The organism is Thalassotalea euphylliae (genome assembly GCF_003390395.1).
Taxonomy (GTDB): Bacteria; Pseudomonadota; Gammaproteobacteria; order Enterobacterales; family Alteromonadaceae; genus Thalassotalea_F; species Thalassotalea_F euphylliae_C.
In genome coordinates this window covers 818190-842155 of record NZ_QUOV01000001.1, presented here as the reverse complement: position 1 = coordinate 842155, position 23966 = coordinate 818190, and the positions used below count along the sequence as shown (strand labels likewise).

Annotated in this window: 23 protein-coding genes; 4 read left to right on the top strand and 19 right to left on the bottom strand. The window is 43.6% G+C overall.

Translation table 11 applies throughout. The features are described 5' to 3' along the window. Nucleotides 1-2: 2 nt before the first annotated feature. Both relA and rlmD read right to left on the bottom strand, forming a co-directional pair. Entirely contained in the window at nucleotides 3-2201 is a 2199-nt protein-coding gene (relA, locus tag DXX92_RS03675) for a GTP diphosphokinase (RefSeq protein ID WP_115999202.1), read from the bottom strand. A 104-nt stretch (nucleotides 2202-2305) separates the two neighbouring features. Then, nucleotides 2306-3754 carry a 23S rRNA (uracil(1939)-C(5))-methyltransferase RlmD gene (gene rlmD, locus DXX92_RS03670; protein ID WP_115999201.1) on the bottom strand — a complete coding sequence of 483 codons (1449 nt, stop codon included), beginning with the start codon at nucleotides 3752-3754 and terminating at the stop codon, nucleotides 2306-2308. Between the two features lie 99 nt (nucleotides 3755-3853). Between rlmD and barA the strand changes: the two genes are divergently transcribed. After that, nucleotides 3854-6667, top strand: coding sequence for a two-component sensor histidine kinase BarA (barA, locus tag DXX92_RS03665; RefSeq protein ID WP_115999200.1), 2814 nt, complete (start codon nucleotides 3854-3856; stop codon nucleotides 6665-6667). A 172-nt stretch (nucleotides 6668-6839) separates the two neighbouring features. Here the strand turns inward: barA and DXX92_RS03660 are convergent, their stop codons facing one another. The 12 genes from DXX92_RS03660 to rpoE all read right to left on the bottom strand — a co-directional run bounded on the left by DXX92_RS03660 (nucleotide 6840) and on the right by rpoE (nucleotide 16630). Continuing rightward, the gene (locus DXX92_RS03660; protein ID WP_115999199.1) at nucleotides 6840-7085 is read right to left on the bottom strand and encodes a hypothetical protein; all 246 of its coding nucleotides are present in this window, start codon (nucleotides 7083-7085) and stop codon (nucleotides 6840-6842) included. Between the two features lie 138 nt (nucleotides 7086-7223). Beyond that, complete coding sequence (acpS, locus tag DXX92_RS03655) at nucleotides 7224-7610, bottom strand: holo-ACP synthase (RefSeq protein WP_115999198.1); 387 nt, start codon at nucleotides 7608-7610, stop codon at nucleotides 7224-7226. Beyond that, nucleotides 7610-8341: a pyridoxine 5'-phosphate synthase gene (gene pdxJ, locus DXX92_RS03650; RefSeq protein WP_115999197.1), complete on the bottom strand. Its 732-nt coding sequence runs from the start codon at nucleotides 8339-8341 to the stop codon at nucleotides 7610-7612. The genes acpS and pdxJ overlap by 1 nt, the downstream gene beginning before the upstream one ends. Nucleotides 8342-8367: 26 nt before the next feature. Then, on the bottom strand, nucleotides 8368-9048 hold the full coding sequence (recO, locus tag DXX92_RS03645; RefSeq protein ID WP_115999196.1) for a DNA repair protein RecO: 681 nt from the start codon (nucleotides 9046-9048) through the stop codon (nucleotides 8368-8370). Between the two features lie 51 nt (nucleotides 9049-9099). Continuing rightward, complete coding sequence (gene era, locus DXX92_RS03640) at nucleotides 9100-10011, bottom strand: GTPase Era (RefSeq protein WP_115999195.1); 912 nt, start codon at nucleotides 10009-10011, stop codon at nucleotides 9100-9102. Then, a complete protein-coding gene (gene rnc, locus DXX92_RS03635) occupies nucleotides 10001-10690 on the bottom strand; it encodes a ribonuclease III (RefSeq protein WP_116002281.1) in 690 nt (229 codons plus the stop codon). Before rnc ends, era begins: the two co-directional genes overlap by 11 nt. A gap of 2 nt (nucleotides 10691-10692) precedes the next feature. Continuing rightward, the gene (gene lepB / locus DXX92_RS03630; RefSeq protein WP_115999194.1) at nucleotides 10693-11625 is read right to left on the bottom strand and encodes a signal peptidase I; all 933 of its coding nucleotides are present in this window, start codon (nucleotides 11623-11625) and stop codon (nucleotides 10693-10695) included. Nucleotides 11626-11727: 102 nt separating this feature from the next. Next, on the bottom strand, nucleotides 11728-13518 hold the full coding sequence (gene lepA / locus DXX92_RS03625) for a translation elongation factor 4 (RefSeq protein ID WP_115999193.1): 1791 nt from the start codon (nucleotides 13516-13518) through the stop codon (nucleotides 11728-11730). Nucleotides 13519-13705: 187 nt separating this feature from the next. Continuing rightward, nucleotides 13706-14173, bottom strand: a complete 468-nt coding sequence (locus DXX92_RS03620; RefSeq protein ID WP_115999192.1) for a SoxR reducing system RseC family protein — start codon at nucleotides 14171-14173, stop codon at nucleotides 13706-13708. An 88-nt stretch (nucleotides 14174-14261) separates the two neighbouring features. Further along, nucleotides 14262-15236, bottom strand: coding sequence for a MucB/RseB C-terminal domain-containing protein (locus DXX92_RS03615; RefSeq protein ID WP_115999191.1), 975 nt, complete (start codon nucleotides 15234-15236; stop codon nucleotides 14262-14264). Beyond that, nucleotides 15233-15868 (bottom strand): sigma-E factor negative regulatory protein, encoded by a 636-nt coding sequence (locus tag DXX92_RS03610; RefSeq protein ID WP_115999190.1) that lies wholly within the window; start codon nucleotides 15866-15868, stop codon nucleotides 15233-15235. Before DXX92_RS03610 ends, DXX92_RS03615 begins: the two co-directional genes overlap by 4 nt. Before the next feature lie 183 nt (nucleotides 15869-16051). Further along, a complete protein-coding gene (gene rpoE / locus DXX92_RS03605) occupies nucleotides 16052-16630 on the bottom strand; it encodes an RNA polymerase sigma factor RpoE (RefSeq protein ID WP_115999189.1) in 579 nt (192 codons plus the stop codon). Nucleotides 16631-16887: 257 nt separating this feature from the next. Between rpoE and nadB the strand changes: the two genes are divergently transcribed. Next, nucleotides 16888-18510 carry an L-aspartate oxidase gene (gene nadB / locus DXX92_RS03600; RefSeq protein WP_115999188.1) on the top strand — a complete coding sequence of 541 codons (1623 nt, stop codon included), beginning with the start codon at nucleotides 16888-16890 and terminating at the stop codon, nucleotides 18508-18510. On the opposite strand, the gene DXX92_RS03595 is transcribed toward nadB, so the two are convergent. Then, nucleotides 18507-18890, bottom strand: a complete 384-nt coding sequence (locus DXX92_RS03595) for a hypothetical protein (protein WP_115999187.1) — start codon at nucleotides 18888-18890, stop codon at nucleotides 18507-18509. The genes nadB and DXX92_RS03595 overlap by 4 nt on opposite strands. Before the next feature lie 97 nt (nucleotides 18891-18987). Beyond that, entirely contained in the window at nucleotides 18988-19239 is a 252-nt protein-coding gene (locus DXX92_RS03590) for a succinate dehydrogenase assembly factor 2 (RefSeq protein ID WP_115999186.1), read from the bottom strand. Nucleotides 19240-19401: 162 nt separating this feature from the next. Here DXX92_RS03590 and ygfZ point away from each other — a divergent pair, with 162 nt between their 5' ends. After that, nucleotides 19402-20520: a tRNA-modifying protein YgfZ gene (gene ygfZ / locus DXX92_RS03585; protein WP_115999185.1), complete on the top strand. Its 1119-nt coding sequence runs from the start codon at nucleotides 19402-19404 to the stop codon at nucleotides 20518-20520. 67 nt (nucleotides 20521-20587) lie between these two features. Beyond that, complete coding sequence (locus DXX92_RS03580) at nucleotides 20588-21100, top strand: FKBP-type peptidyl-prolyl cis-trans isomerase (protein ID WP_115999184.1); 513 nt, start codon at nucleotides 20588-20590, stop codon at nucleotides 21098-21100. Nucleotides 21101-21501: 401 nt separating this feature from the next. Here DXX92_RS03580 and DXX92_RS03575 read toward each other — a convergent pair whose 3' ends face one another. The 3 genes from DXX92_RS03575 to DXX92_RS03565 all read right to left on the bottom strand — a co-directional run bounded on the left by DXX92_RS03575 (nucleotide 21502) and on the right by DXX92_RS03565 (nucleotide 23943). After that, nucleotides 21502-22050, bottom strand: coding sequence for a YkvA family protein (locus DXX92_RS03575; RefSeq protein ID WP_115999183.1), 549 nt, complete (start codon nucleotides 22048-22050; stop codon nucleotides 21502-21504). Nucleotides 22051-22204: 154 nt separating this feature from the next. After that, nucleotides 22205-22480 (bottom strand): hypothetical protein, encoded by a 276-nt coding sequence (locus tag DXX92_RS03570; RefSeq protein ID WP_115999182.1) that lies wholly within the window; start codon nucleotides 22478-22480, stop codon nucleotides 22205-22207. 185 nt (nucleotides 22481-22665) lie between these two features. Then, nucleotides 22666-23943, bottom strand: coding sequence for an energy transducer TonB (locus tag DXX92_RS03565; protein WP_115999181.1), 1278 nt, complete (start codon nucleotides 23941-23943; stop codon nucleotides 22666-22668). Between the last annotated feature and the right edge of the window lie 23 nt (nucleotides 23944-23966).

Below are 23966 nucleotides of genomic sequence, written 5' to 3'. Positions count from 1 at the left end.
AGTTAATGTGATAGCCGTTTAACGTCAATAATATCATCAAGTTGACGAAGCTTAGTGACGATGCGATTGAGCATACTGCTGTTGGCAATTTCTACCGTAAAGCTCATTCGGGTGGTTTGCTTAAACTTGTCAGAATGGCTTGCCATACCCGTGATAAGCACTCGCTCGTTGGCGATAATCGTCGAAATATCTCTTAATAAACCGTGGCGATCACTGGCGGTCACTTGTAAGGTTGCTTGGTAGCTTTTTTGCTGTTCATGCCCCCATTGCACTTCTATTTCACGCTCTGGATTTTGTTCAAGCGAGTTCGCTAATTGCTCACAATCACTGCGATGCACTGAAATACCTCGACCTTGCGTAATAAAGCCGAGAATGTCATCACCCGGTACAGGTAAACAACACTTCGCCATGTGCGTCATCAAATTACCAACGCCAGAGACAATCACACCATCATTGCGCACTGGCTTTTTATTTGCCGCTTGCTGGCTAACGAGTGATTGTGGGTCTATTTCAGGCTCGGGCTGATCTTTTGCTACTTGTTGCTGCAAGTAATTCACAACTTGCTGCAAACGCGCATTACCTGAGCCAATCGCAGCATAGAGATCTTCAACACTGCCAACGTTAAAACGTTTGGCAGCATCGAGTAAATCCACCTCTGCTATTTGGCTTTTCGTTAGTTCATTTTCCAGCGTTTGCTTGCCCAGCTCGATATATTTATCGCGATCAAGCAATTTAAAAAAGTGCTGAACCTTAGCACGTGCGCGCGCTGAGTGAATATAGCCCAAGTTTGGATTTAGCCAATCGCGACTTGGATTAGGCTGCTTGCTAGTAAGAATCTCAACCTGGTCACCGGTTTGTAATTGATAAGTAAAAGGTACTATTCGCCCAAATACCTTAGCACCAATACAGCAGTGACCAACATTGGAGTGAATATAGTACGCAAAATCGAGTGGCGTTGCGCCAACAGGTAAATCAATCACGTCGCCATTGGGCGTAAAGGCATAAATTCGATCTTCAAATACTTGGCTGCGCAGTTCATCAAGCATTTCACCGCTTTCTGAGACATCTTCTTGCCATTGCAAAATCTTGCGTAGCCACTCAATTTTTTCATCAAAACCTGAGGTTTTACCGCTAGCACTACCTTCTTTATAACGCCAGTGCGCCGCCACTCCTAGCTCAGCATCTTGGTGCATTTGCTCGGTACGTATTTGAATTTCAACCGACTTTCCTTCAGGTCCAAGCACCACAGTGTGAATCGATTGATAGCCATTTGGCTTAGGGGTGGCAACATAGTCGTCAAACTCACTCGGCAAGTGCTTCCAATTAGTGTGCACTACCCCCAATGCGGCATAACAGTCTTGCAGTTCTTCGGCGATAATTCGCACCGCTCGTACATCAAACAGTTGTTCAAAATCTAACGACTTGTTTTGCATTTTCTTCCAAATGCTGTAAATGTGCTTAGGACGGCCATACACTTGCCCTTTCACCTTTACCGCCTCCAATTGTTGCTGCAAGCTATCAACAAAATCGACCATGTATTGCTCGCGCGCCAAGCGTTTTTCATCAAGCCATTTCGCAATTTTTTTGTAGGTTTCTGGGTGCAGGTAGCGAAAAGCAATATCTTCTAGCTCCCACTTTAGTTGACCAATACCTAGTCGGTTGGCGAGCGGTGCATAAATATTTGCCGTTTCTTTTGCAGCGAGTACGCGAATGTCTTCCTCGCTGTTTTTCACCAAACGCAAGTAGCACAAACGCTCAGCGAGCTTGATAACCACAGCGCGAACATCCTCTACCATCGCCAGTAGCATTTTGCGTATGTTATCTACTTGGTTTGCTGCCACTTTATTGGTTTGGGTTTGTTGTAGCGTTTTAATTGCCTGCATTTGCTGCACGCCTTTGCACAACATATAAACTTGCTGACCGTATTGCTCTTTCACCTCAAGCAAGTCATAAACCTGCTCGTCAATCAATGGCGTTAAAATAGCGGCAATTAATGAGTCTTTGTCTAGGTTCAGCTCGGCTAATATTTCCACCATTTCTTTCGCTTTGGCGAGCGCAATATCATGCTCAGTAAACTTGCTTTGCACTTGCAGCCATAATGCCTGCAAGGCTTGGGCTTTTGTGTCACTTAGCTGAAGCTCTGCTAACCAGTGCTCAAAACTAGTCGCTGAGATTTGATGAGACTTGCGTACCGATACCATAAATACTCCCTTGGCGAACAATTAGAAAAGAATAGCTGTACAGAAAATGAAGGCCGCGCTAGCTGTGTTTAGATGAATATTTAACCAACTCTATAAAGCGCGTTCTAATTTGTTGCAATACGCTCAAACAATACCATAGTTTCAACATGCTTTGTGTGGTTGAACATGTCGATTAAACCAATTTTTTTCACCTGATAACCCTGTTCGCTAAGCACTTTAGCATCACGCGCTAAAGTTTGTGGATCACAACTGACATACAAGATGCACTTCGCCTCTATCGTGGCGAGTTGCTCACAAGCTTCCAGCGCGCCGGCACGTGCTGGATCGAGTAAGACTTTATTAAATTGATGCGCTTGCCATGCTTGATTTTTCCAGTCGCTATTAAGGTCAAGCTGATAAAATGCCGAATTCGTGATTTGATTGCGAGCGGCGTTTGCTGAGGCGCTGTCCACCATAGCTTGCACACCTTCAACCCCAACGACCTTTGCAACGTGTTTTGCCATTGGCAAAGAAAAGTTACCTAAGCCACAAAACAAATCTAACACCACATCTGCACTGTCTAATTCAAGCCAGCTGAGCGCCTGCTTGACCATAAGTTGATTCACCTCACCATTTACTTGAATAAAGTCATTGGGGGCAAAATTAATAGTAATGCTTTTGTTATCTGAGCTCTTATTTGAGTCCTTATCTGAGCCCTTTTCTGAGCTCTTATTTGAGCTATGGATTGAGCTGTCTATTGCCCTGTCGATAACACAATCAAGTTCATAGCTCAGCGGTTGGTTTTCCGTCGCTTCTAATGCAGATAAATCAGTGCCCTCATCGCCATAGTCAAAACTTACTTGCCAGTGATGCTGTTTCGCGGCTTGTTGCCAAACGGTTTTAGCATGTGCAGAAAGCTTACGTAATTGCCTTACAACCAACCTAATTTGTTTGGTTTGAATTACTTCAATATGACCGATGCTTTTAGGCTCAGCTAATTCTGTCAGCACATTAGCGAGTGCTGTGGTAATCGACGCCAAAGGTTTTGACAGAACATGGCAATATTTAATCGGCACTAAGGTGTTACTTTCTTTTTGCCTAAATCCGAGCGTTGCCTCACCTAGCTTGTTGTACTGTACACCAATACGAGCCTTACGACGGTAGTGCCAATCACTTCCGGTAACCGCTGGTTGCCAAGGCAACGCTGTAAGCCCTTGACGAGCAAAAAGCTCTGTCACTTTTTGCTGCTTAAAGGTGAGTTGTCCTTGATGAGATAAGTGTTGAAGATCGCAGCCACCACAAACGTAATAGTGCTCACATACGGGCTTTTGACGCTGGTCATTAAGGTGGGCAACTTTAACGGCTTTCGCTTTAATAAACTTACTGTTAGTTTCAATAACCTTGGCTTGCACATGCTCACCCACCAAGGTGTTTGCGACAAACACGGGCTTTTTTTGATAACGGCCAACACCGATGCCATTAACGTCAAGGCGATCGATAGTGAGTTTAATAACCTGCCCCAACAACTTTTGATTGCGAGCAGATGATTTAGGTGCTTGAAATATTTTTGCCATGAAAAAATAAGGTCTTAAGGTATAAGCTACAAATTTACTTGTCGATATGACATGATACCGATAATAGATATCTGATTTTACCCTAACTTCCGCCTCAACATGCACAAAATAAGTCTTAAAGACTGGGTTGTTTTGCTTACCATAGTGCCAACGACACTGATTGGCCTTGGCATTGGTGGCTACTTTTCTTACAACCGATATGTTGAATTAGACGAATACTTAACGCTTCGTGCTAAAAGTATCGCCGAGCCTATCGCGATTGTCGGTGTTGAACCCATTATTGAGAAAAATCGCGATATCTTGCGCCGCTTGATTGGTACCGCGCATCGCAACCACTCTGATATTGTTAAAAACATTACGATTTTTACCGCTGACAATCAGATCTTTGTAACGAGTGCGTATCATGGCGACACTGGCTTGTTGCGACTTAAACCTGATCAGCTGATCCCACAGCAAACCATGGTTGAAGTGGTGCCAAACTACTTGATATTTCGCACGCCAATATACGATGACATCCGACAGCAATCGCCAAACTTAGTGTATGAAAATGCGCTTGGCTATATCGCCATTCAAATTGATCGCAACAAAGTGCAATTTCGTCAGCAAAGTCAGATTGTTATTGCCTTGGGCATCGTGGTGTTTGGCTCACTAATAAGTGCAATTTTTGCCTTTAGATTAATTAAAAACGTAACCCGCCCTGTAACCTCAATGGTGCAAGCGGTTGATCGTATTCGTGAAGGCAAGCTTGAAAGTCGTGTTAGTGGTCAACTGGTCGGCGAGCTCAACTTTCTCAAAAACGGTATTAACGCAATGGCGCAGAGCCTTGGTGACTATCACGACGAAATGCAACGCAGTGTTGACCAAGCAACTGTCGATTTACGCGAAAGTTTAGAGCAATTTGAAATTCAAAACGTTGAATTAGACATCGCTAAGCGCAAGGCACAGGAAGCAAACAAGGTTAAATCTGAGTTCTTAGCCAACATGAGTCACGAGCTAAGAACGCCACTGAATGGTGTTATTGGCTTTACTCGCCAAGTACTTAAAACACCGCTTGGCGATACCCAACGTGACTACCTGCAAACCATTGAGCGCTCTGCCAATAACTTATTAGCGATTATCAATGACATTCTCGATTTCTCGAAACTCGATGCTGGCAAAATGGTGATAGAAAGTATTCCATTTACCTTGCGTGAGTCCTTGGAAGAGTCATTAACCTTATTGGCGCCAAGCGCTCACAAAAAGAATATTGAATTGTCACTGCGAATCGCGCCACAAGTACCGGATTCGCTGATTGGCGATGCCATGCGGATTAAGCAGATTCTGATCAACCTTGCCAACAATGCGATAAAATTTACCGACAAAGGTGCGGTCTGTATTGATGTGGATATCGAACATCAGCAAGATAACAAAGCGAGCTTCAAAGTCACGGTTACCGATACTGGTATTGGCATGAACAGCGAGCAACAAAAAACAATTTTCGAAGCTTTTGGTCAAGCAGATAAAAGTGTTACGCGCCTTTATGGTGGCACAGGGCTTGGCTTGGTCATCTCGCAGCGACTCGCCCAAGAGATGCAAGGTGATATTGGCTTTATCAGTGAAGAGCGAGAAGGGTCAACGTTCTGGTTCACCTTTAAGTGCGAGATTAACCCGGTTATTTTGGCTCACGCATTACCAGTCGAAGCATTAGCCAATAAAAGTATTCTATATTTTGAACCGCACACGCATAGCAGAATTGCCACCAGTGACATTTTAACAAGCTGGCATATGCAGGTGATGCCAATTGGCACCTTGGACGAGTTGACCACTGAACTAGAACAAAAACAGCACTATGACTTTGCCCTGATCAGCCATGATGTCACGCCAGCAGCATTACCAGAGCTAAAAGCGCTCATTGCGCTACTTCAAAAACGTACCAACACCATTCACTTGGCAGTGAACAGTAATTCACCAAGCTTACATGAAGTATTAATCGGTAATGGCGCGACAAGTTGCCTAAGTAAACCTATCACGCCTTCTCGACTGGCTAAATCGTTAATGCCGCAGCATCACGAGAATACTACGCAAGTGCCTATTGTTGGCGAGCAAAAACTACCTATTAAAGTACTCGCCGTAGACGATAATGATGCTAATTTAAAATTAATCCATGCACTACTAGCCGAACAAGTACAAGAAATACATACCGCTTGCAATGGTCAAGAAGCGGTCAATTTATGCCAAAGTGAAAAGTTCGCCTTAATCTTTATGGACATTCAAATGCCTGTGATGGATGGCATTACTGCGCTTAAAACCATCAAAGCACAAACCTTTAATGATGAAACACCGATTATTGCGGTTACCGCTCATGCACTCAGTGGCGAGAAAGAAAAGTTAATGGTAGAGGGTTTTAGCTCTTACATGACTAAGCCCATTGATGAGTCAATGTTAAAGCACACTATATACGAATACTGTGACTTAACCTTACTAAGTCCAAAAGCCGAGACAACTGCGCACGCCGAGATAAAATCCCCCACAGTGATTGATGCCGCGAGCTTTGCACTCCCCATTCAAACGACGGCGATTGACTGGCAGCTGGCTTTAAGTCGAACAGGTAATAAAGTCGATTTAGCAAAAGACATGCTTTCAGGTCTAGTCAACAGTTTGCCGGAAACGAAATCATTGATTAACGAAGCCATTGTTTGCCAAGATATCGAACAAGTTAACACACTTATTCACAAGCTTAACGGTGCTTGTTGCTATACCGGAGTTCCAGCACTTGGCAAGATCACTCACCAAATCGAAACTATGCTCAAACAAGGACAGCTATTAGATCAACTCGAGCCTGAGTTTTTTGAGTTCTTCGAACATATAGATAATGTCCTCGATGAAGCACCTAAAGTGCTGGAAGAAGTCGAAGAATTAAGTAGTCAAAGCTAATTGTCTTTCCTGCATAAAAAACACAACTAGAAATAAACTACAGATTTGTAAATAAACAAAGCTATCAAGGCGTTCAAAAGGCAGGTTAGATTAAATGGTGGTTTATGGCTGCTTGAGTTTATGTAGAGCCTTTGAGCGGCTCTAAGGCTGAAGTGCTAACTAGATATGCTAGCTAGCGTATTTGAATGCTTGGGGATGTATCTATCTCACCATCGTCACTAATGGTGGCAATACCATTGTTACATGTCAGCACAGCTAGACTACCGTGGTCGCCAGAGCGAACAAACTGTAGCTCATAACCAAACTTGCCAAGACTACTGGCAGAAAACTTTTGTGCTAATGTAAGTTTATCCCACCACACGGAATGTTCTGGCTGGACACCACGGCGCTCAACCAAGGGCTTTTTTTCAGATTGCATGGTTAATTTCAAAGGCCTTTGTTACTGCTTAACCATTCTGAGTATAGCTAAACAAAAGCACTTTTCTATATCAGTTAACAATTTATTAACAAAAAAATTGTAACCGAGATAGATAATTACTTTCATTACCAATTATTGCTAGCTCGACAAGACAACAAAAGCAAGTGCGTAGTGTTTCTCATCAGAGATAGAAATATGCCAATGACTGGCACCAAGCTCGGTGGCTAATACTAAGGCGCGATCAGATAAAATTAACACTGGCGCGCCTGACGGTAGGTTTTCAATAACAAAGTGCTGAAACGAAACGCCATCGGCAATCCCAGTACCTAATGATTTTGCCGCCGCTTCTTTGGCCGCCCAACGTTTGGCGAGAAAGCTATCAGCTTGTGGCTGGTGGTGTGCGCTATAAATAGCAAGTTCGCTCGCGGTTAACACGCGCTCTGCTAATCGTTGTTTGGCCGCATCTTTCATTTGCGCAATACGGCTTACTTCAACAATATCAGTACCAACACCAACCACAGACATTACTGACGTGCCTCAAGCATTAATCGCTTCATATCACGAGTAGCTTTTTCTAGGCCGTCAATCGCTGCACGGGCAATAATCGCATGCCCTATGTTCAATTCGATGATCTGCTCAATGGCAGCGATCGGTTTAACATTGTGATAGTTAAGACCATGACCAGCGTTGACCTTCAACCCAATGCTATCAGCATATTCAATACCTTGGCGAAGCCTTGCTAGCTCAGCAAGCTGTGCTTCCTCGCTTGTTGCATCGGCGTAATGACCAGTATGAATTTCGATAAAAGGTGCTTTAGCGGCTTTTGCAGCGTCAATTTGCGCATTGTCGGCATCAATAAATAGGCTAACCAAAATACCGGCATCCGCTAATCGTTCAACAGCATCCGTTACTTTAGCTAACTGCCCCGCCACGTCTAAACCACCTTCAGTGGTTAACTCTTCACGTTTTTCCGGTACTAAGCAAACAAAGGTCGGCTTAACGTCGCAGGCAATGGCGATCATTTCTTCGGTCACGGCCATTTCTAGGTTCATACGTGTTTGCAAGGTTTCTTTCATCACATGCACATCACGATCTTGAATATGACGGCGGTCTTCACGTAAGTGAATGGTAATACCGTCAGCACCAGCATGTTCAGCAACACTCGCCGCATGTACAGGATCTGGGTAAGTTGTGCCACGAGCTTGGCGCAGTGTGGCGATATGGTCAACATTGACCCCTAATAAAATGTCCTTCATAAATGAGTCTCTTTTCTCAAACTATCTTATTTCTTATCAAACAGGCTTCGGCTGTTAAGTGGCTTGTTACCCAGCAATTGATTGATGATATTACGCATTAAGGTTTTCGCTGTATACAGGTTTGCCTTATCGTTAAACTCCCCTGACGCAATACCAAGCAATGCTGTTTTTGAATACGTAGGTAAGCTCGAAAGCGGCTCAGTAAAGCCAGAGTCAAGATTAAAGCTAACTGTATCGGTTTGAATGCTTTGCAGCGCAAAGAAATCTAGCCCTATGCCTAACTCTTCCAGCAAAGCCAACTCAAACTGTCGCAGTGCTTGTTGATCGACACCTTGCTCGGCTAAGCAAGCTAAGGTTTGTTGGTAGCGTTCAAATAGCCAAGGGCAAGGCACTTGCTCAGGTAGCAATCTCACCAGTAACTCATTGACATAAAAGCTGCAATATAACGGCTCACCGCTGAGTAGCAGGGACTTACCATTGGCTTCAATGGTTTGCAGCGACTTAAGCTGACTTTTACCTTTAAGCGTGACCGCCAGCGGCAGGAATGGCTGAAGTAAGGCTTTTTTATTCGATTTAGCACTTTTGCCAGCATAAACCACAGCGGCAACCTTCCCGTCTTCTGCCGTTAATAGCTCAACCAAAAGTTTGTGCTCTTGGTAAGGCCGACTATGGAGTAAGAATGCGGCTTGTGGCTGTGGAGTGTGCAAGTGCTAAATTACCTCTTGCGCGTTTAATCAGAGGACTTATTGCTAAACAAGCTAACCAGAGTAATCGTCACCATAACCAAGGCTGCGCAACGCTCGTTCATCATCTGCCCAACCGGTTTTCACTTTTACCCAAGTCTCTAAAAACACTTGTTGACCAAAAAGTGCCTGCATATCACGGCGGGCTTCTTGGCCCATGGTTTTCAGTTTTTCACCTTTATTGCCGATGATCATACGTTTTTGGCTATTGCGCTCAACCAAGACTAAGGCATTGATATGTAATATACCTTTCTCGTCTTGCTTAAACTGCTCGATTTCTACTGTCGTTGAGTATGGCAGCTCATCACCAGTAAAACGCATTAACTTTTCACGTAAAATCTCAGACGCCATAAAGCGACTAGAGCGATCGGTAATATAATCTTCTGGGAACCAGAAATCACCTTCAGGCAAGGCATCAAAACAAAGCTGTTTGATCTTCTCAACATTATCCCCTTTCGTTGCAGAGATTGGCATAATGTCTTTAAAGTCATGCATTTCACCTAGCTTTTGTAGGTGCGGTAGTAATTCTTCTTTATCTTGTACGTTGTCGATTTTGTTGATCGCCAAAATACACGGCACACCACTTTGCTTAACCTTGTTGAGCACAAGCTCATCATCACCTGTCCAATGCGTCCCTTCAACTAAGAAGACAATCAATTCAACTTCAGAAATTGAGCTACTCGCAGCGCGGTTCATTAAACGGTTAATGGCACGCTTTTCTTCCGAGTGCAAACCTGGAGTGTCAACCAGCACAGCTTGGTATCCGTCTTCAGTTAAAATCCCTAAAATGCGATGGCGCGTAGTTTGTGGCTTACGCGAGGTAATACTGACCTTTTGGCCGAGCAAAGCATTTAGTAAAGTTGATTTACCGACATTTGGGCGACCGACAATGGCAACCAAACCACACTTTTGAGTATCAGCTGTCATTTTCTATCATCTCCAACACTTGCTGAGCGGCAGCTTGCTCTGCCTTACGACGGCTACTGCCTTTGGTAATAATAGCCTGTTGATTAATATCGGTCGTGCATTTGACCGTAAATTCTTGGTTATGTGACTGTCCTTTGATATCGATCACTTCATATTGCGGCAGGGCAATTTTGCGTGCTTGTAGGTATTCCTGTAAGCGAGTTTTCGGATCTTTCTGGGTAATGCCCGGTTGAATTTCAGCAAGACGCGGCGCAAACCATTTCAAAACTAAGTCTTTACAGGTTTCGATATCAGCGTCTAAATAAATAGCGCCGATAATGGCTTCCACGGCATCCTCTAAAATCGAGTCGCGGCGATGACCACCACTTTTCTTTTCACCTGGGCCTAAAATTAAGTGCTCGCCTAACTTAAAGTCACGTGCCATTTGCGCCAATGTCACACCACGCACTAAGCTTGAACGCATGCGAGTGAGTTCGCCTTCACTTTCCTTCGGAAATTGCTGATATAACTGCTCAGCAATAATAAAACCCAAAATTGAGTCACCAAGAAACTCTAAGCGCTCATTGTGTAAACCTTTGGCACTACGATGCGTTAAGGCTTGTAACAGTAATTTTTGCTCTGTGAAGCGATAGCCTAAGCGCTTACTTAGTCTAGCTAATGCTTCTGGGGTATTCCTAATCACTACTCAATACCACCAATACGAGAAAAACGCACCGATGATGGGAACCAACTTGGCATCCAATCTGGCACCCAGCTATCTTCGCCACGTTCAAAGCCAAAGCTCATCCAAATAGCAACCGCTTCACCGACCATATTAGCTTCCGGCACAAAGCCCCAGAAACGACCATCTAAGCTGTTATCGCGGTTATCACCCATGACAAAATATTGGCCTGCTGGTACAACGAATTCATCGCGCTGTGTACCCGCTTGGTTAAAGTAGTGTGCAGTGCGCGGTAACGTATTATTGTTCACTAAAATCTCATGTGTTTTGTTAGGCATATTTGAAGTATAACGGGTTAGCTCAAAGCCGTTATCAACGTATTCACCTTTTGATTCAAAGTCTTGCACGACTTGTTCAAACTCAGGACATGCATTGTCAGTAGGCTGACAAGCTGGCTTAATATACAGCGATTTGTTGCGATAAATGACGCGGTCGCCCGGTAGGCCAATGACACGTTTGATGTAATCAATTCTTGGGTCAACTGGGTATTTAAATACCACAATATCGCCGCGCTCTGGCAAGCCGTTTTCCCAAAACTGATTGCGCGCAACCGGATCTTTTAAACCGTAGTTGAACTTGTTTACCAAGATAAAGTCGCCATCAAGCAAGGTTGGCATCATAGAGCCAGACGGAATTTGGAACGGCTCATACAAAAACGAGCGTAAAATTAAGACAAACGCAATCACAGGGAATACCTGTACCGCTGTATCTGTCAGCGCATTAGGCTCGCTAATTTTTGCCTTCGCTTCGTCGCTTAGCGCCTCACCACGTTCAGCAATGGCATCTGCCAACTTTAAACGACGCTGTGGCGCCAAATAAAACTTATCAGCAACCCAAACCACACCGGTGACGACAGTTGCTAATACTAAAAACAGAGAGAAATATACGGCCATAATTGTCCTATCTTGTCCTCTTCGGGATTTATTCTCTTATGCCCCGCTTTTGGCTTAGTTAGTAGATTGTTAAACCAAGCTAAGCCTAGGCGAAAGTCGAGATTACTTATCGAGTTTCAATACGGCTAAAAACGCTTCTTGCGGCACTTCAACGTTACCCAATTGCTTCATGCGTTTTTTACCTTCCTTTTGCTTCTGCAATAGTTTCTTCTTACGACTGACGTCACCACCGTAACATTTAGCCGTTACATTCTTACGCATTTGCTTGATGGTACTACGGGCAATAATGTTGTTACCAATCGCAGCTTGGATCGCAATATCAAACATTTGGCGATGAATAAGCTCACGTAATTTTTCCACCAAGTCACGACCACGAGGTACTGAATTTGAACGGTGGGTGATCATTGCCAGTGCATCAACGCGGTCACCATTGATCATTACGTCTACACGCACCATGTCAGCTGGTTGGAAGCGAACAAAATGGTAGTCTAATGATGCATAACCACGACTGGTAGATTTCAATTTATCGAAGAAATCCATCACCACTTCGGCCATTGGCAACTCGTAAGTTACCGCCACTTGATTGCCGTGGTAAACCAAGTCTTTTTGCACACCGCGCTTTTCAATGCACAAGGTAATCACGTTACCCAAATGCTCTTGCGGCACAAGAATATTCGCTTGTACGATTGGCTCGCGAATCTCGGCAATTTCGTTAATCGGTGGTAAATCTGTTGGATTATCAATTTGCAGCACTTCACCACGGGTAGTTTCTACTTCATAGTTTACCGTTGGTGCCGTGGTGATCAGATCTAGGTCATATTCACGCGCTAAACGCTCTTGAATAATTTCCATGTGCAACATGCCCAGGAAACCAACACGGAATCCGAAGCCCAATGCTGATGAGTTCTCTGGCTCGAAGAACAACGAAGCGTCATTCAAGCTCAGCTTGTTTAGCGCATCGCGGAAGTTTTCATAATCGTCAGAGCTGATTGGGAAAATACCCGCGTATACTTGCGGCTGTACTTTTTTAAAGCCCGGCAGCGGTGCTTCTGCTTCTTTTTTCGCAATAGTGATGGTATCACCTACTGGCGCACCGTGAATTTCTTTAATACCCGCGATAATAAAGCCAACTTCACCGGTTTTTAATACGCCAGTTTCGGTTTGCTTAGGGGTAAAAATACCGACTTTATCAATAATGTGAGTTTGGCCCGTCGACATGACTACCATCTTGTCACCCGCGCGAACTTCACCGTTCATCACACGTACAAGTGAAACAACACCTTGATAGTTATCAAACCAAGAATCGATAATTAGCGCTTGTAGGTTGTCGTCTGGGTTGCCTTCTGGCGCAGGAATGTTTTCAACAATGCACTCTAAAACATCTTCAATACCGATACCGGTTTTTGCCGAACAAGATACCGCGCCTGTCGCATCAATACCGATAATATCTTCAATTTCTTCACACACGCGCTCAGGGTCAGCTTGTGGTAAATCGATTTTGTTTAAGATAGGCAGTACTTCCATATCAAAATCAATTGCGGTGTAACAGTTGGCTACCGTTTGTGCTTCAACACCTTGGCCGGCATCAACAACTAACAGCGCACCTTCACATGACGCTAACGAGCGTGATACTTCGTATGAGAAGTCAACGTGGCCTGGCGTGTCGATAAAGTTCAGCTGGTAAGTTTCACCGTCACGGGCTTTGTAGTCTAACGTCACACTTTGTGCTTTGATGGTGATACCGCGCTCGCGTTCAAGATCCATTGAATCCAAAACTTGTGCTTCCATTTCACGATCAGACAAACCGCCACAATGTTGAATTAGACGATCTGATAAGGTCGATTTACCGTGATCAATATGGGCAATAATGGAGAAATTTCGGATATGTTTCATAAACTGGAATGTATAAAAAAAGCTGCAAAATCTAGAATGGCGAGATTTTAGCTAATTTACCGCGCTGGGGCTATAGCTGGGCTGAGATAGTTGCCCAATAGCGATGAAAAAGATGTTAAAAAACGTAGCAAGCGAAGCGACAAACTAGCCAGTTCACTTTTTATTTGCTTCAGCAGGCAAGGGCTAACTATGAAATTGGTGTCGCTAAAGTAGAAATTAAACGTTGTTTAATCGTTGGCACTAGTGCTTGTTGTTTGGGGTTCTTATCCAATCTGGCTTTTGCCCATTTAAAACCGGCATAACCGCCAGAAAACCCCATCATAATGGTTGGCAATTCATGGCTTAATATGCCGTTAAGTAACAATAGTTGGCCTAGGCCAGCGCCTAGCATTAAACCGATAACAGGCCATAAATACACTTGCCAAGCTACTGCTAGCATGGCTTGCTCAGGGATGCTGATAATCACTTGCTCACCAACAGAGAACTCTTCTTGCGTAACAATTTCCACGCGCAGTTTTTGTTGCGGTAAAGCTTTAGCGACAAGCCCGCTGCCACAATTGTCCACTTGTTGGCACTGGCTGCAGGTGGACTTAACTTGGCTTTCAACCACCACACTGTGGTTGTTAACTTCAACAATGGTCGCTTTTTCATCCATTATTCGTTGTCCACTCTTATTGTCTTTTAACCTTTTTACTGAACGTTTTTGGAGCTCTTGTTTGCTGAGCTTTTTACTGACTTTTTAGCTACTGAGCACCCGCACCTGTTTGATTTGAGCCATTCAGTGCCACTGAATCTGCAATTGCTTTAGCCGTTGCCGATGGTATTTTACCAACAACACTGACCTCAATACCATTCGTTATCTGGTTTAAGATGACCGTTGCACCGTTCATGACAAACTCAACAGCTCGTTGCTTTTCCTGACTTGGGTTCACGTAAACAGAAATATCCACTAATCCATCATTAAACAGCATAAATTCAACTGGCTGTTTTGTATTAGCGATGCGATGGCGATTAGCACTGACTCGCTCAAAGCCTGCTGGCAACCAGTTTACTTGCCAAGCAAATGCTTGAGTTTGGCTATCGGGTAATGCCAGCACTTGCGGCAACTCTGCGCTTTCTAGCTGTTTTAAGCTTTCTGAGGGCTGTTCGGTAATTTCCAAGTGAGTAAATTGAATTTGCTCTAGTAACTGGCCCTTGCGGGTAATTAACGCCATTTTCAGTGGCAAGCCAGTGTCCATGTCTAGCCACAGCCAATGCCCTAACCTATGACCATCTCTGGCAACAATTCGAATAAGTTGAGCAGGCTTACCTAAAACACGACTACGTCCAACGGAAATAAACTCATAGTTGTCTTCAAGGCGAGACACATCTTGGCTAAAAATCGCTGGTATAGGCCCGCTAATATGGCTTGCAGCAACCGAGTAAGGAGGAAGTTCTGGCTCGATATAGCTGACAATATCTCCGCGGCGAAGCACGTCACGGCGAGGACCATTAAGCAGTGATAATATTTCTAATTGCTTGTCATCACCGCTAATACCGTGAAACCAGTGGTAAGGCTCAGCTTGGTTATTTTTAACGACAACAAATGACGTGGTGAAATTGAGGTTGTTCAGTGAATCGGAAAGTCGCTTTAACCAAGACTGTGCTTGTTCACTTTCCATTGCCACTGCTGAAAAGCTAACACTTAACAGCAGTGCCATACTACTAATTAATTTCATTGAGGAGTATTTTCAGCCTTATTCTCTGACGTAATATCTGCCGCATTGTCACTTTCTAACTCAGTTGCTTTAGCTGCTTTGCTTTTAGCGACAGCACTAAGCTTAACTTGCTGCTGGTGATCTGCTAACAATGCTTGGAAACGGCGCTGTTGTTCCAAGTATGCTTGTTTTTGCGAAGCGCGATCTGGGGTTTGGTAGTTCAAACTAACAGGATCAGCAACTCCCACAAACGGTGTTGTTTGAATCACTTGCTGGGCAGGTGTAATCACTTCATTGTCTGCAACATTGGTTTGCTGAACACCTAAAATCATTAAACCCGCAGCAGAAGCGGCAATCGCTACTTGCCCAAATGGCTTACCAAATTGAACCACTTTCGCTTTTGCTGCGCTAATAAAGGTACGACGTTTAGGTGCCAATACTGTTGGTTCGTCGGCAATCGCTGCCGCGATTTGTGCAGATAAATCAAACGGCACGGATTTTGGTGTTTCATCTCTTAACACATCACCAATCAGATGATAGTTTTCCCAGCGCTTAGCCGCTTCGCTATCGGCCAATACACTATCAAGTTTTTCAACGTCTTGCTGGTAACTGTCGATAATACCTGAGACGGTTTCAAACTTATTATCACTCATAAAAACACCTTTTGGTTAGCGCACCTATATTTTACGCTTAATGGTTCTTGCTGAATATCTTTCACTGATTAGCCATTAGGTTGCTGCTCTGCAGCTGCCTTTGGGCTCTCTACTTTTGGTTTTCTAGCACTTGGCTTTCTACCGCTTGGCCTTCTACCTTTTCGCAGTTTACCGCTTGCCCTTCTACCTTTTAAGTAAGGGGCTAATCTTTTTATCTATTGCATCACGCGCCCGGAAAATTCTTGACCTTACAGTACCCACAGGGCATTCCATAATGGTCGCGATTTCTTCATAGCTTAGCCCTTCAATCTCACGAAAGTTAATGGCTAAACGTAAATCTTCCGGTAGCTGCTCCATGGTTTCAAACACAACTCGTTTGATCTCATCAGTTAGCAGCATGCGCTCAGGTGAAGCATTTTCTCTTAATGCATCGCCGCCTTCATAGAACTCGGCGTCTTCCACCTCAACATCAGAGCTAGGTGGTTTGCGACTACCCGCAACCAAATGGTTTTTTGAGCAGTTGACAGCGATTCGGTATAACCAGGTATAAAACGCACTTTCCCCACGAAAGTTAGGTAGTGCCCGATACGCTTTGATAAACGCTTCTTGTACAATATCTGGCACATCAGCCTGATTTTTGACATGACGTCCAACCAAGCTAGAGACTTTTGATTGATACTTGGTAACCAGTAAATTAAAAGCCCCTTTGTCTCCACGTTGTACTCTCTCGACCAATTCCTGATCGATTAACTGTTCGCTCATATGAGCCATATCTCCTACAAAACTACTTAACTCAACATCTGGCTCATGACAAACGCAACTGTTATGACTATACGCATCTCATAAAGTTCGAAAAAATCGAAAAAAATTGTTAATTGAGCGAATAACCATCAGCTATGACTATTCGATTAGCAAGTTACACGCTAAAATCCGTTGCAATTAGATTAACGTAATATTGTGATTTTTACACCTTTAACGGCCTGTCTAGGCAGTAAAAAAGCAATCAAATAGAGAGCATTATGAGCAAACAGCACAATTGTGACGTGTTAATAATTGGCAGCGGTGCAGCAGGTTTAACCTTAGCCCTGCATTTAGCGAAAAACGCCGATGTTATTGTATTAAGTAAGGGGCCAATTAATGAGGGCTCAACTTATTACGCACAAGGTGGTATCGCTGCTGTTTTTGATGAAAACGATAGTATTGACTCTCATGTGCAAGACACACTGATTGCCGGCGCTGGCATTTGTGAAGAAGATGTTGTGCGCTTTACCGCAGAAAATGCCAAAGCCTGTTTGGAGTGGCTGATTGAACAAGGGGTAGAGTTTGACCAAGAAGAAAGTGACAATGGCGACGCGAAATATCACTTAACCCGGGAAGGTGGTCACAGCCACCGCCGCATTCTGCACTCTGCTGACGCTACCGGCCAAGCGGTACAAGAAACCTTATCAACGCGTATTAAACAACACAATCGTATTCGCGTGTTTGAACGTTACAACGCAATTGATTTAATTAATAACTCAGGCGAAGGTGCTGACAAAGCCTGTGTTGGTGCCTACATTTGGAACCGCAATAGTGAAAAGGTGGAAACCATTCACGCTCGTAAAACCATCTTAGCCACAGGCGGCGCCAGCAAGGTATACCAATATACCTCAAACCCAGATGTCGCGAGTGGTGACGGTGTTGCGATGGCATGGCGCGCAGGTTGTCGCGTCGCTAATATGGAATTTAATCAATTTCATCCAACGTGTTTGTATCACCCTGATGCTGGCACTTTCTTGCTAACTGAAGCACTGCGCGGTGAAGGTGCTATTTTGCGTCGCCCTAACGGTAGCCGCTTTATGCCAGAGTTTGATGAACGTGCAGAATTAGCCCCACGCGATATCGTTGCTCGTGCAATTGATTACGAGATGAAACGTCTAGGCGCCGATTGCATGTACCTTGATATTAGTCACAAGCCGGCAGAGTTTATCAAGCAGCATTTTCCTACGATTTATCAGAAAACCATGTCGCTTGGTATTGATATGACCAAACAACCTATTCCTGTCGTACCAGCCGCACACTATACCTGTGGTGGCGTGATGATTGATAAGAATGGCCGAACTGATGTTGAAAACTTGTATGCCATCGGTGAAGTGGCTTATACCGGTTTACATGGCGCTAATCGCATGGCGAGTAATTCACTCTTAGAGTGTTTGGTATTCGCTCGTGCGGCAGCAAGCGATATTGCTAACCATTTAAAAACCCCACAAAAGTACCTAAAACTGCCAAAGTGGGATGAAAGCCGTGTTACGGATTCAGACGAAGAAGTGGTGATACAACATAACTGGCATGAACTGCGCTTATTTATGTGGGACTATGTGGGTATTGTGCGCACGACGAAGCGTTTAGAGCGAGCATTGCATCGCGTTGAGCTACTGCAACGTGAAATTGACGAGTACTATCAAAACTTCCGTGTCAGTAACAACTTGTTAGAGCTCAGAAACTTAGTACAAGTTGCTGAACTAATTATTAAAAGCGCACTACTTCGCAAAGAAAGTCGTGGTCTGCATTACACGCTCGACTACCCTGATTTAGCGCAGTCTTCTGGCAATACGATATTGTCACCGAATCAGTCAAAAGAAATTCAAGGCCAGTTAAGCTAGCGGTGCTTTTGTGCTGCTTTAATTAAATAGCTTAAATAGCACACTTGTTGATAATTTAGCTGGGAACGATAGATAAACAGCTCGTACTGATCATTCTTTCGTATTCGAGCTATTGTATTTTTGTTTGCCAGCTCTGTTGACTGCTTATCTAGCACTTCGGTTTTATCTGACAACACCAACCAAAAGCCTAAAAAGCTCAATCGACTGGCACTGTCTGCCACATAAGAACCTTGCCGCCAATTTATCTCATGCTCAGGCAGCACTATGGTCAGCTGTTCAGGCTGGGATTCAAAAAAGTAACGCTTGGTTAAATAAAGTAGTGCAGCACTAGAAGCGAAGAGTAATAGCAACACATGCCATAACCACCGCGCGGTTTGCACGTTGATTTGCGCAAAATAAAAAACAAGATAACAAGCTGTCAGCAAAGAGCAGCCAACAGCAAGCAGCCAATTAACTTTTAGTGGGGCGTAGCAAATATCACACTTTGATGCGGTTAAGAATAATTTGCACGATTTCCTTAAGTGCTGGGTCTTCACATTCCTCGTGCCCCATAAACCAAGCGAATAGCTCAGGGTCGTCGCATTCTAGCAAACGCTCAAACTCTCGCTTGTGTTCTTCAGTTAAGTCGTCATAAGCGTTTTCAACAAACGGCATAAACAGTACGTCAAGCTCCAACATACCACGACGACATGCCCATTTTAGGCGCGCTTTATTTTTAGCTAACGACATTTCTTTTCCTCATAATCAAAACTAGCTGCATTCTACCAATTTCACAAATAATACCAATTGAATTAATTAGTTGATCATTTATGGCGCAGGAAAAACACTCAGAAACAAGGCGTTATTTTTATGTAACTAGTTGTTCTAATTTCAAAAACAACAACGCAGTTAGTGGGTGTTTTAACCAGCCAGAATGAGCAAGTCATTATTGAAATTGGTATCACACCAATTGAAATAAAGTCATGGTATTCGCTTGTTTTTTTTGAATCTGCCTATACTTGTATTTCAAACCTAATTTTCTGCATTAATCACCACATGAGCTCAGCACTACCGAATCTTTCGACACTGCCCCCCAATTTTATGATGCCATTGCCGCAACTGTCTGCGATCAAACTTGCCGGTGAAGAGCAGCAAAAGTACTTACAAGGGCAAGTGACTTGCGACATTAATGAGCAACATGCTCACAGCTTGCAGCACGGTGCCCATTGCGATGCCAAAGGTAAAGTGTTGTCAGTATTTAGGCTGATAACGCATCAAGACGCTTTATTCCTTGTACAACCTCAAAGCTCAATAAAAAGTTCACTTGCAGAATTACAAAAATTTGGAGTATTTGCCAAAGTAGAGATTAGCGAAGCGACAAACCTTGAGTTTACTTGCTTGGTGGGTGAACAAGCGAGCCAACAACTGGCGGCACAAGTTGGTAGCTTACCTGACGCCCTAACTCCGGTTGTTACGCACCAAGGCGCCAGTATCGTTTACTTGGCTGGCAAAATTACTCGTTATTTAGTTGTTGCTAGCGCCGAAGAGAGCGAACAACTGCTTGGTACAATTGAAGCGGAGCAAATTGGCCCCGAAGCATGGCAGCTATTGGAAATTAGCGAAGGTTTTCCACAACTTAACGAGAGCACAGTAGCCAAGTACGTGCCACAAATGCTCAACCTAGATAAACTCGCCGGCATTAGCTTTACAAAAGGCTGCTACTTAGGTCAAGAAACTGTCGCCCGCATGCAGTATTTAGGCAAAAACAAAAAAATGATGGCACTGATAACAGGCCACAGCGAAACGACGCTCGCCTCAGCCATTGGCTTCGAAAAACAAATGGCTGAAAACTGGCGTACTGGCGGAGATGTACTTGCTAGCTACCAAGCAGATACTGGTGAGCTTTATATTCAAGCCGTTGTTGCCAATGATCTATCTGACAGCGACGTGCTTAGGGTTAAAGATAACGACAGTGTTAAACTCTTTTTAACCGCACTACCATACGACAACACACAGAATGCAGATGAATAACGCCAAGTAAAAAAGCTTAGTTTTATTTATTCACCCTATTATTTAACTTAACGAGCGCTTTAATTTTATGAAAATTTCAAACAATGCAGTTGTTAAACTTCACTACGCAGTATCAGATAGCGAAGGTACTTTAATCGACAGCTCTTACGACCATGAACCACTTAATATTATCCAAGGCACTGGCTACTTAATTCCGGGTCTTGAGCAAGCTCTAGACGGCCGCGAAGCTGGTGACACATTTGAAGTAGATGTGGCAGCAGATCTTGCTTACGGCGAGCGTTTCGACGAATACGTACAAACTGTACCAAAAGCCGTGATGGAAGGTGTGGATGACTTACAAGTTGGCATGCAACTGCGCGCAACAACAGATGAAGGCGAGCAAACGGTTATCGTGGTAGAAGTCACTGACGAAGAAATTACCGTTGATGGTAACCACCCGCTAGCAGGCATTGATTTACACTTCGACGTAGAAATTCTAGAAGTACGTGAAGCGGCTGCAGAAGAGCTAGAACACGGCCATGTGCATAGCGAGAAAAGCGAAGAAGGCGGCTGTGGTGACAGCTGCGGATGTGATAGCTAAACGAATTCAATCCTACTAATTGGGCGTTTGTATCACAAACACCTTTATCGGATACTAAAAAGCCTCAGTTTTACAGAAATTAAGTGAACAAAATTGAGGCTTTTTCTTTTATCGCTTGAGCTCAATACCAACTTGAATAATTATTTGATCACTCAGCGAGAATTTAAAGGCTCATAGACTAGGCTTGACGCGCAGAGAATGGTTATTCCCTTGTCAAACGCCATAACGCAGTATATGAGCCTTTAAAACTCGCCCTTGGGAATGCATAAGCAGCATGATAACTACAAAAAATTCACTCGATGTAGAACAACTATATCGTCATAAATTTCGTTTGTTCTAATACTGCTTATGTCATTCTGAGAGACTAAATAATTAATCAAATTGGTATAACTAGCTATAGCCTAGAAAATTGAGCGGAAGCCTGAGCGTCCACTGCGTCGTGAGCTGCGGCGATTACGCATACGGCTATGCAACTCTCTGCGTTTTGAATCTAGCCAATCTTCTGTGGTAATTTCTTTATCGCCAGCACGGCCTTGCTCACGTTCACGGTATGCACAAAACTCTTCAAATGCTTCGATATCGTCTTGTAAATCTTCTACGACTAACTCAATCATAATCGCATCATCTAAAAAGCCTAGTGCTGGAATATGATCCGGTACTAAATCTTCTGGATCGCTAAAGTAAGCAAGTGCACTTAGCACATTCGCTCGCTCTTCCCCGTCTAATTTCCATTGGGCATCTTCAACCATGGTGACTAAAACTTCGAGCTTACGTAAACGGTCGGCGACGAACTCTGGCACATCTGCTTGTACGCTCGCACTAAGCTCTCTGGCTTTAGCCAGAATATCTTCTTCACTTAAGTGCGATGCACCGTCAATCGCTTTTTTCATTACTTCGCGAAAATGCGCTAAATCTGAATCTTTTAATTCAAACTTTACCTCAAATGCCATTTCGTTATTCCTTTTTGTTTTCGGTTAGCGAACATACTCTAACACAGCCTAGCAGGTTAAAAAGTAGTGCGTGTTAAAAAATTAAGCGCCAGCTACTTAGAAAAATACCGATGGGTTCAGCGCAGCTGACTAGCAAGTAAATGCAAATAAATGATTAAAGTCGATCTATTTCACGTTTTAATTGCTCAGCAGGGTCAGTAATAATCCTTTCTAAGGTCGCTACGCGCGCTTTAAGTGACTCTACTTCTTGAGACTTTTCTTCTATTTGGCGCTTTAATTTCGATTCTATCAGCGCGTCTTTATCCTCTAATGAAACACCTAGGTTCATTCCTCTAGATAAACCTAAAGCGAAACGCTTATCTAGCCAAGCGAGTCCAGCAATCGAGGCCACAATAGTGAAGATTAAAACAGTTTTTTCAATAATTTCCATATTCAGCTCCCAAACGATTAAACAAAGTAAAATCAGTGATGACTAAGCACTCCCCTCAATAGTCATCATGAGCTTATTTTTATTACAACTTTTTTGATGTTTTTTTGTGCACAAAAATAGGCGAGACAAAGTCCCTAAGCCTTATTACCCTGATTTAGAAGCCCTGAATTATTAACCATGAACTACTAACCCTGTAATCTTGGCTTTTCTGCCATCGCACCTTTTAGCTGCTTAGCTGTATCACTTGGATTTAGTTCAACTAATTTGAAGCTCGCTTTGTTATCACCATAAACAAGGACATTACAGCCTTGCCAGCTCTTCGGAATTTTCCAAATAGATTGCTCGTTAACAGTGTAAACGTGGCGTTTATTACGACAACGTATGTCCAGTTTGTGTAGCTCCCCTGAAACATCGGCGAGTTGGAACTCATTGCGAATTAAGGTGTGCTGCCAAAAGTCTCTTTTCCCAATGAAACCTGGGGTAACTATTGGCGTATCGCTGGCAATAAAATCAATAAGCGTTTGTTTTTGCTGTTGGTATGCCGGCCAGTTAGGTTTGGCTGAGGACAATAACAAAAGCTTATCAACGGTATCTAACGCATCGCCGACACGGCCAAAGTCGAGTTCTAACAAAAGTTTGTCATGTAACACTGGAAATAATGCTACATCAAGAAACTTATAGTGTCGTTGCGTGCTCGCTGAAATAGCTTCGTCCACAGATTCGCCCTTTTTCACTTTGACGCCAACAGCATCGACAGTATCACTTTGTACTGCGCGTTTATGGTCAAAGAAGCCGCCAACGCCGGAGAATTGAAATGTTTTGTTAAGGTAATTGAGCTCTTTTCGCTTATTTTGCTGGTGCTTTGCATAGCGTGTCATTAATTGATATTTATAAAATGACTCGCGTAGCGTTTTTACCTCATAGCTTTCAAGCCTATCAATTAGCTCAGTAATATCTTTCTGAATATTCTTATTAAAGGCTTTTTCAAGCTTGCGATATAAGCTGAGAAAACGTCTTGAAACGCCTTCTTGCTCACGGGCCATTTTAAAGTCAATTTGAACACTATTTTTACACTGTTGGATCGGCTTACCACCTTCCATTGCAGGCTCATATTGCCATTGTTTAAGTGCTTTTAACGCTTCTCGTTCAAAACTCTTACGCCCTGTTGATTCCAAAATAACAACATTACTAGTTGAACCATCAGGCTCGACAATAAAGCTCAGTCTTACCCAACCATCTATCCCCTTTTTAGCCTCACTAATTGGAAACTTTGGCGGCACGCGAAGCTTAGCTTTAGCATCAATAATCTGCGTTATTTCAGTAGATAAAATTTGCTTAGTTCTGGTAGCTTCATGACTAGACTGTTCTTGTGGCGACGTTTCAGGTGGCAGCTTAGCAATAGCTGCAGAACTAAAAGGAAAGTGGGCGAGAATTAAAAATATTAATGAGAAACGCTTGTTCATAAGCAGCTCCTTTGCAAATTAGA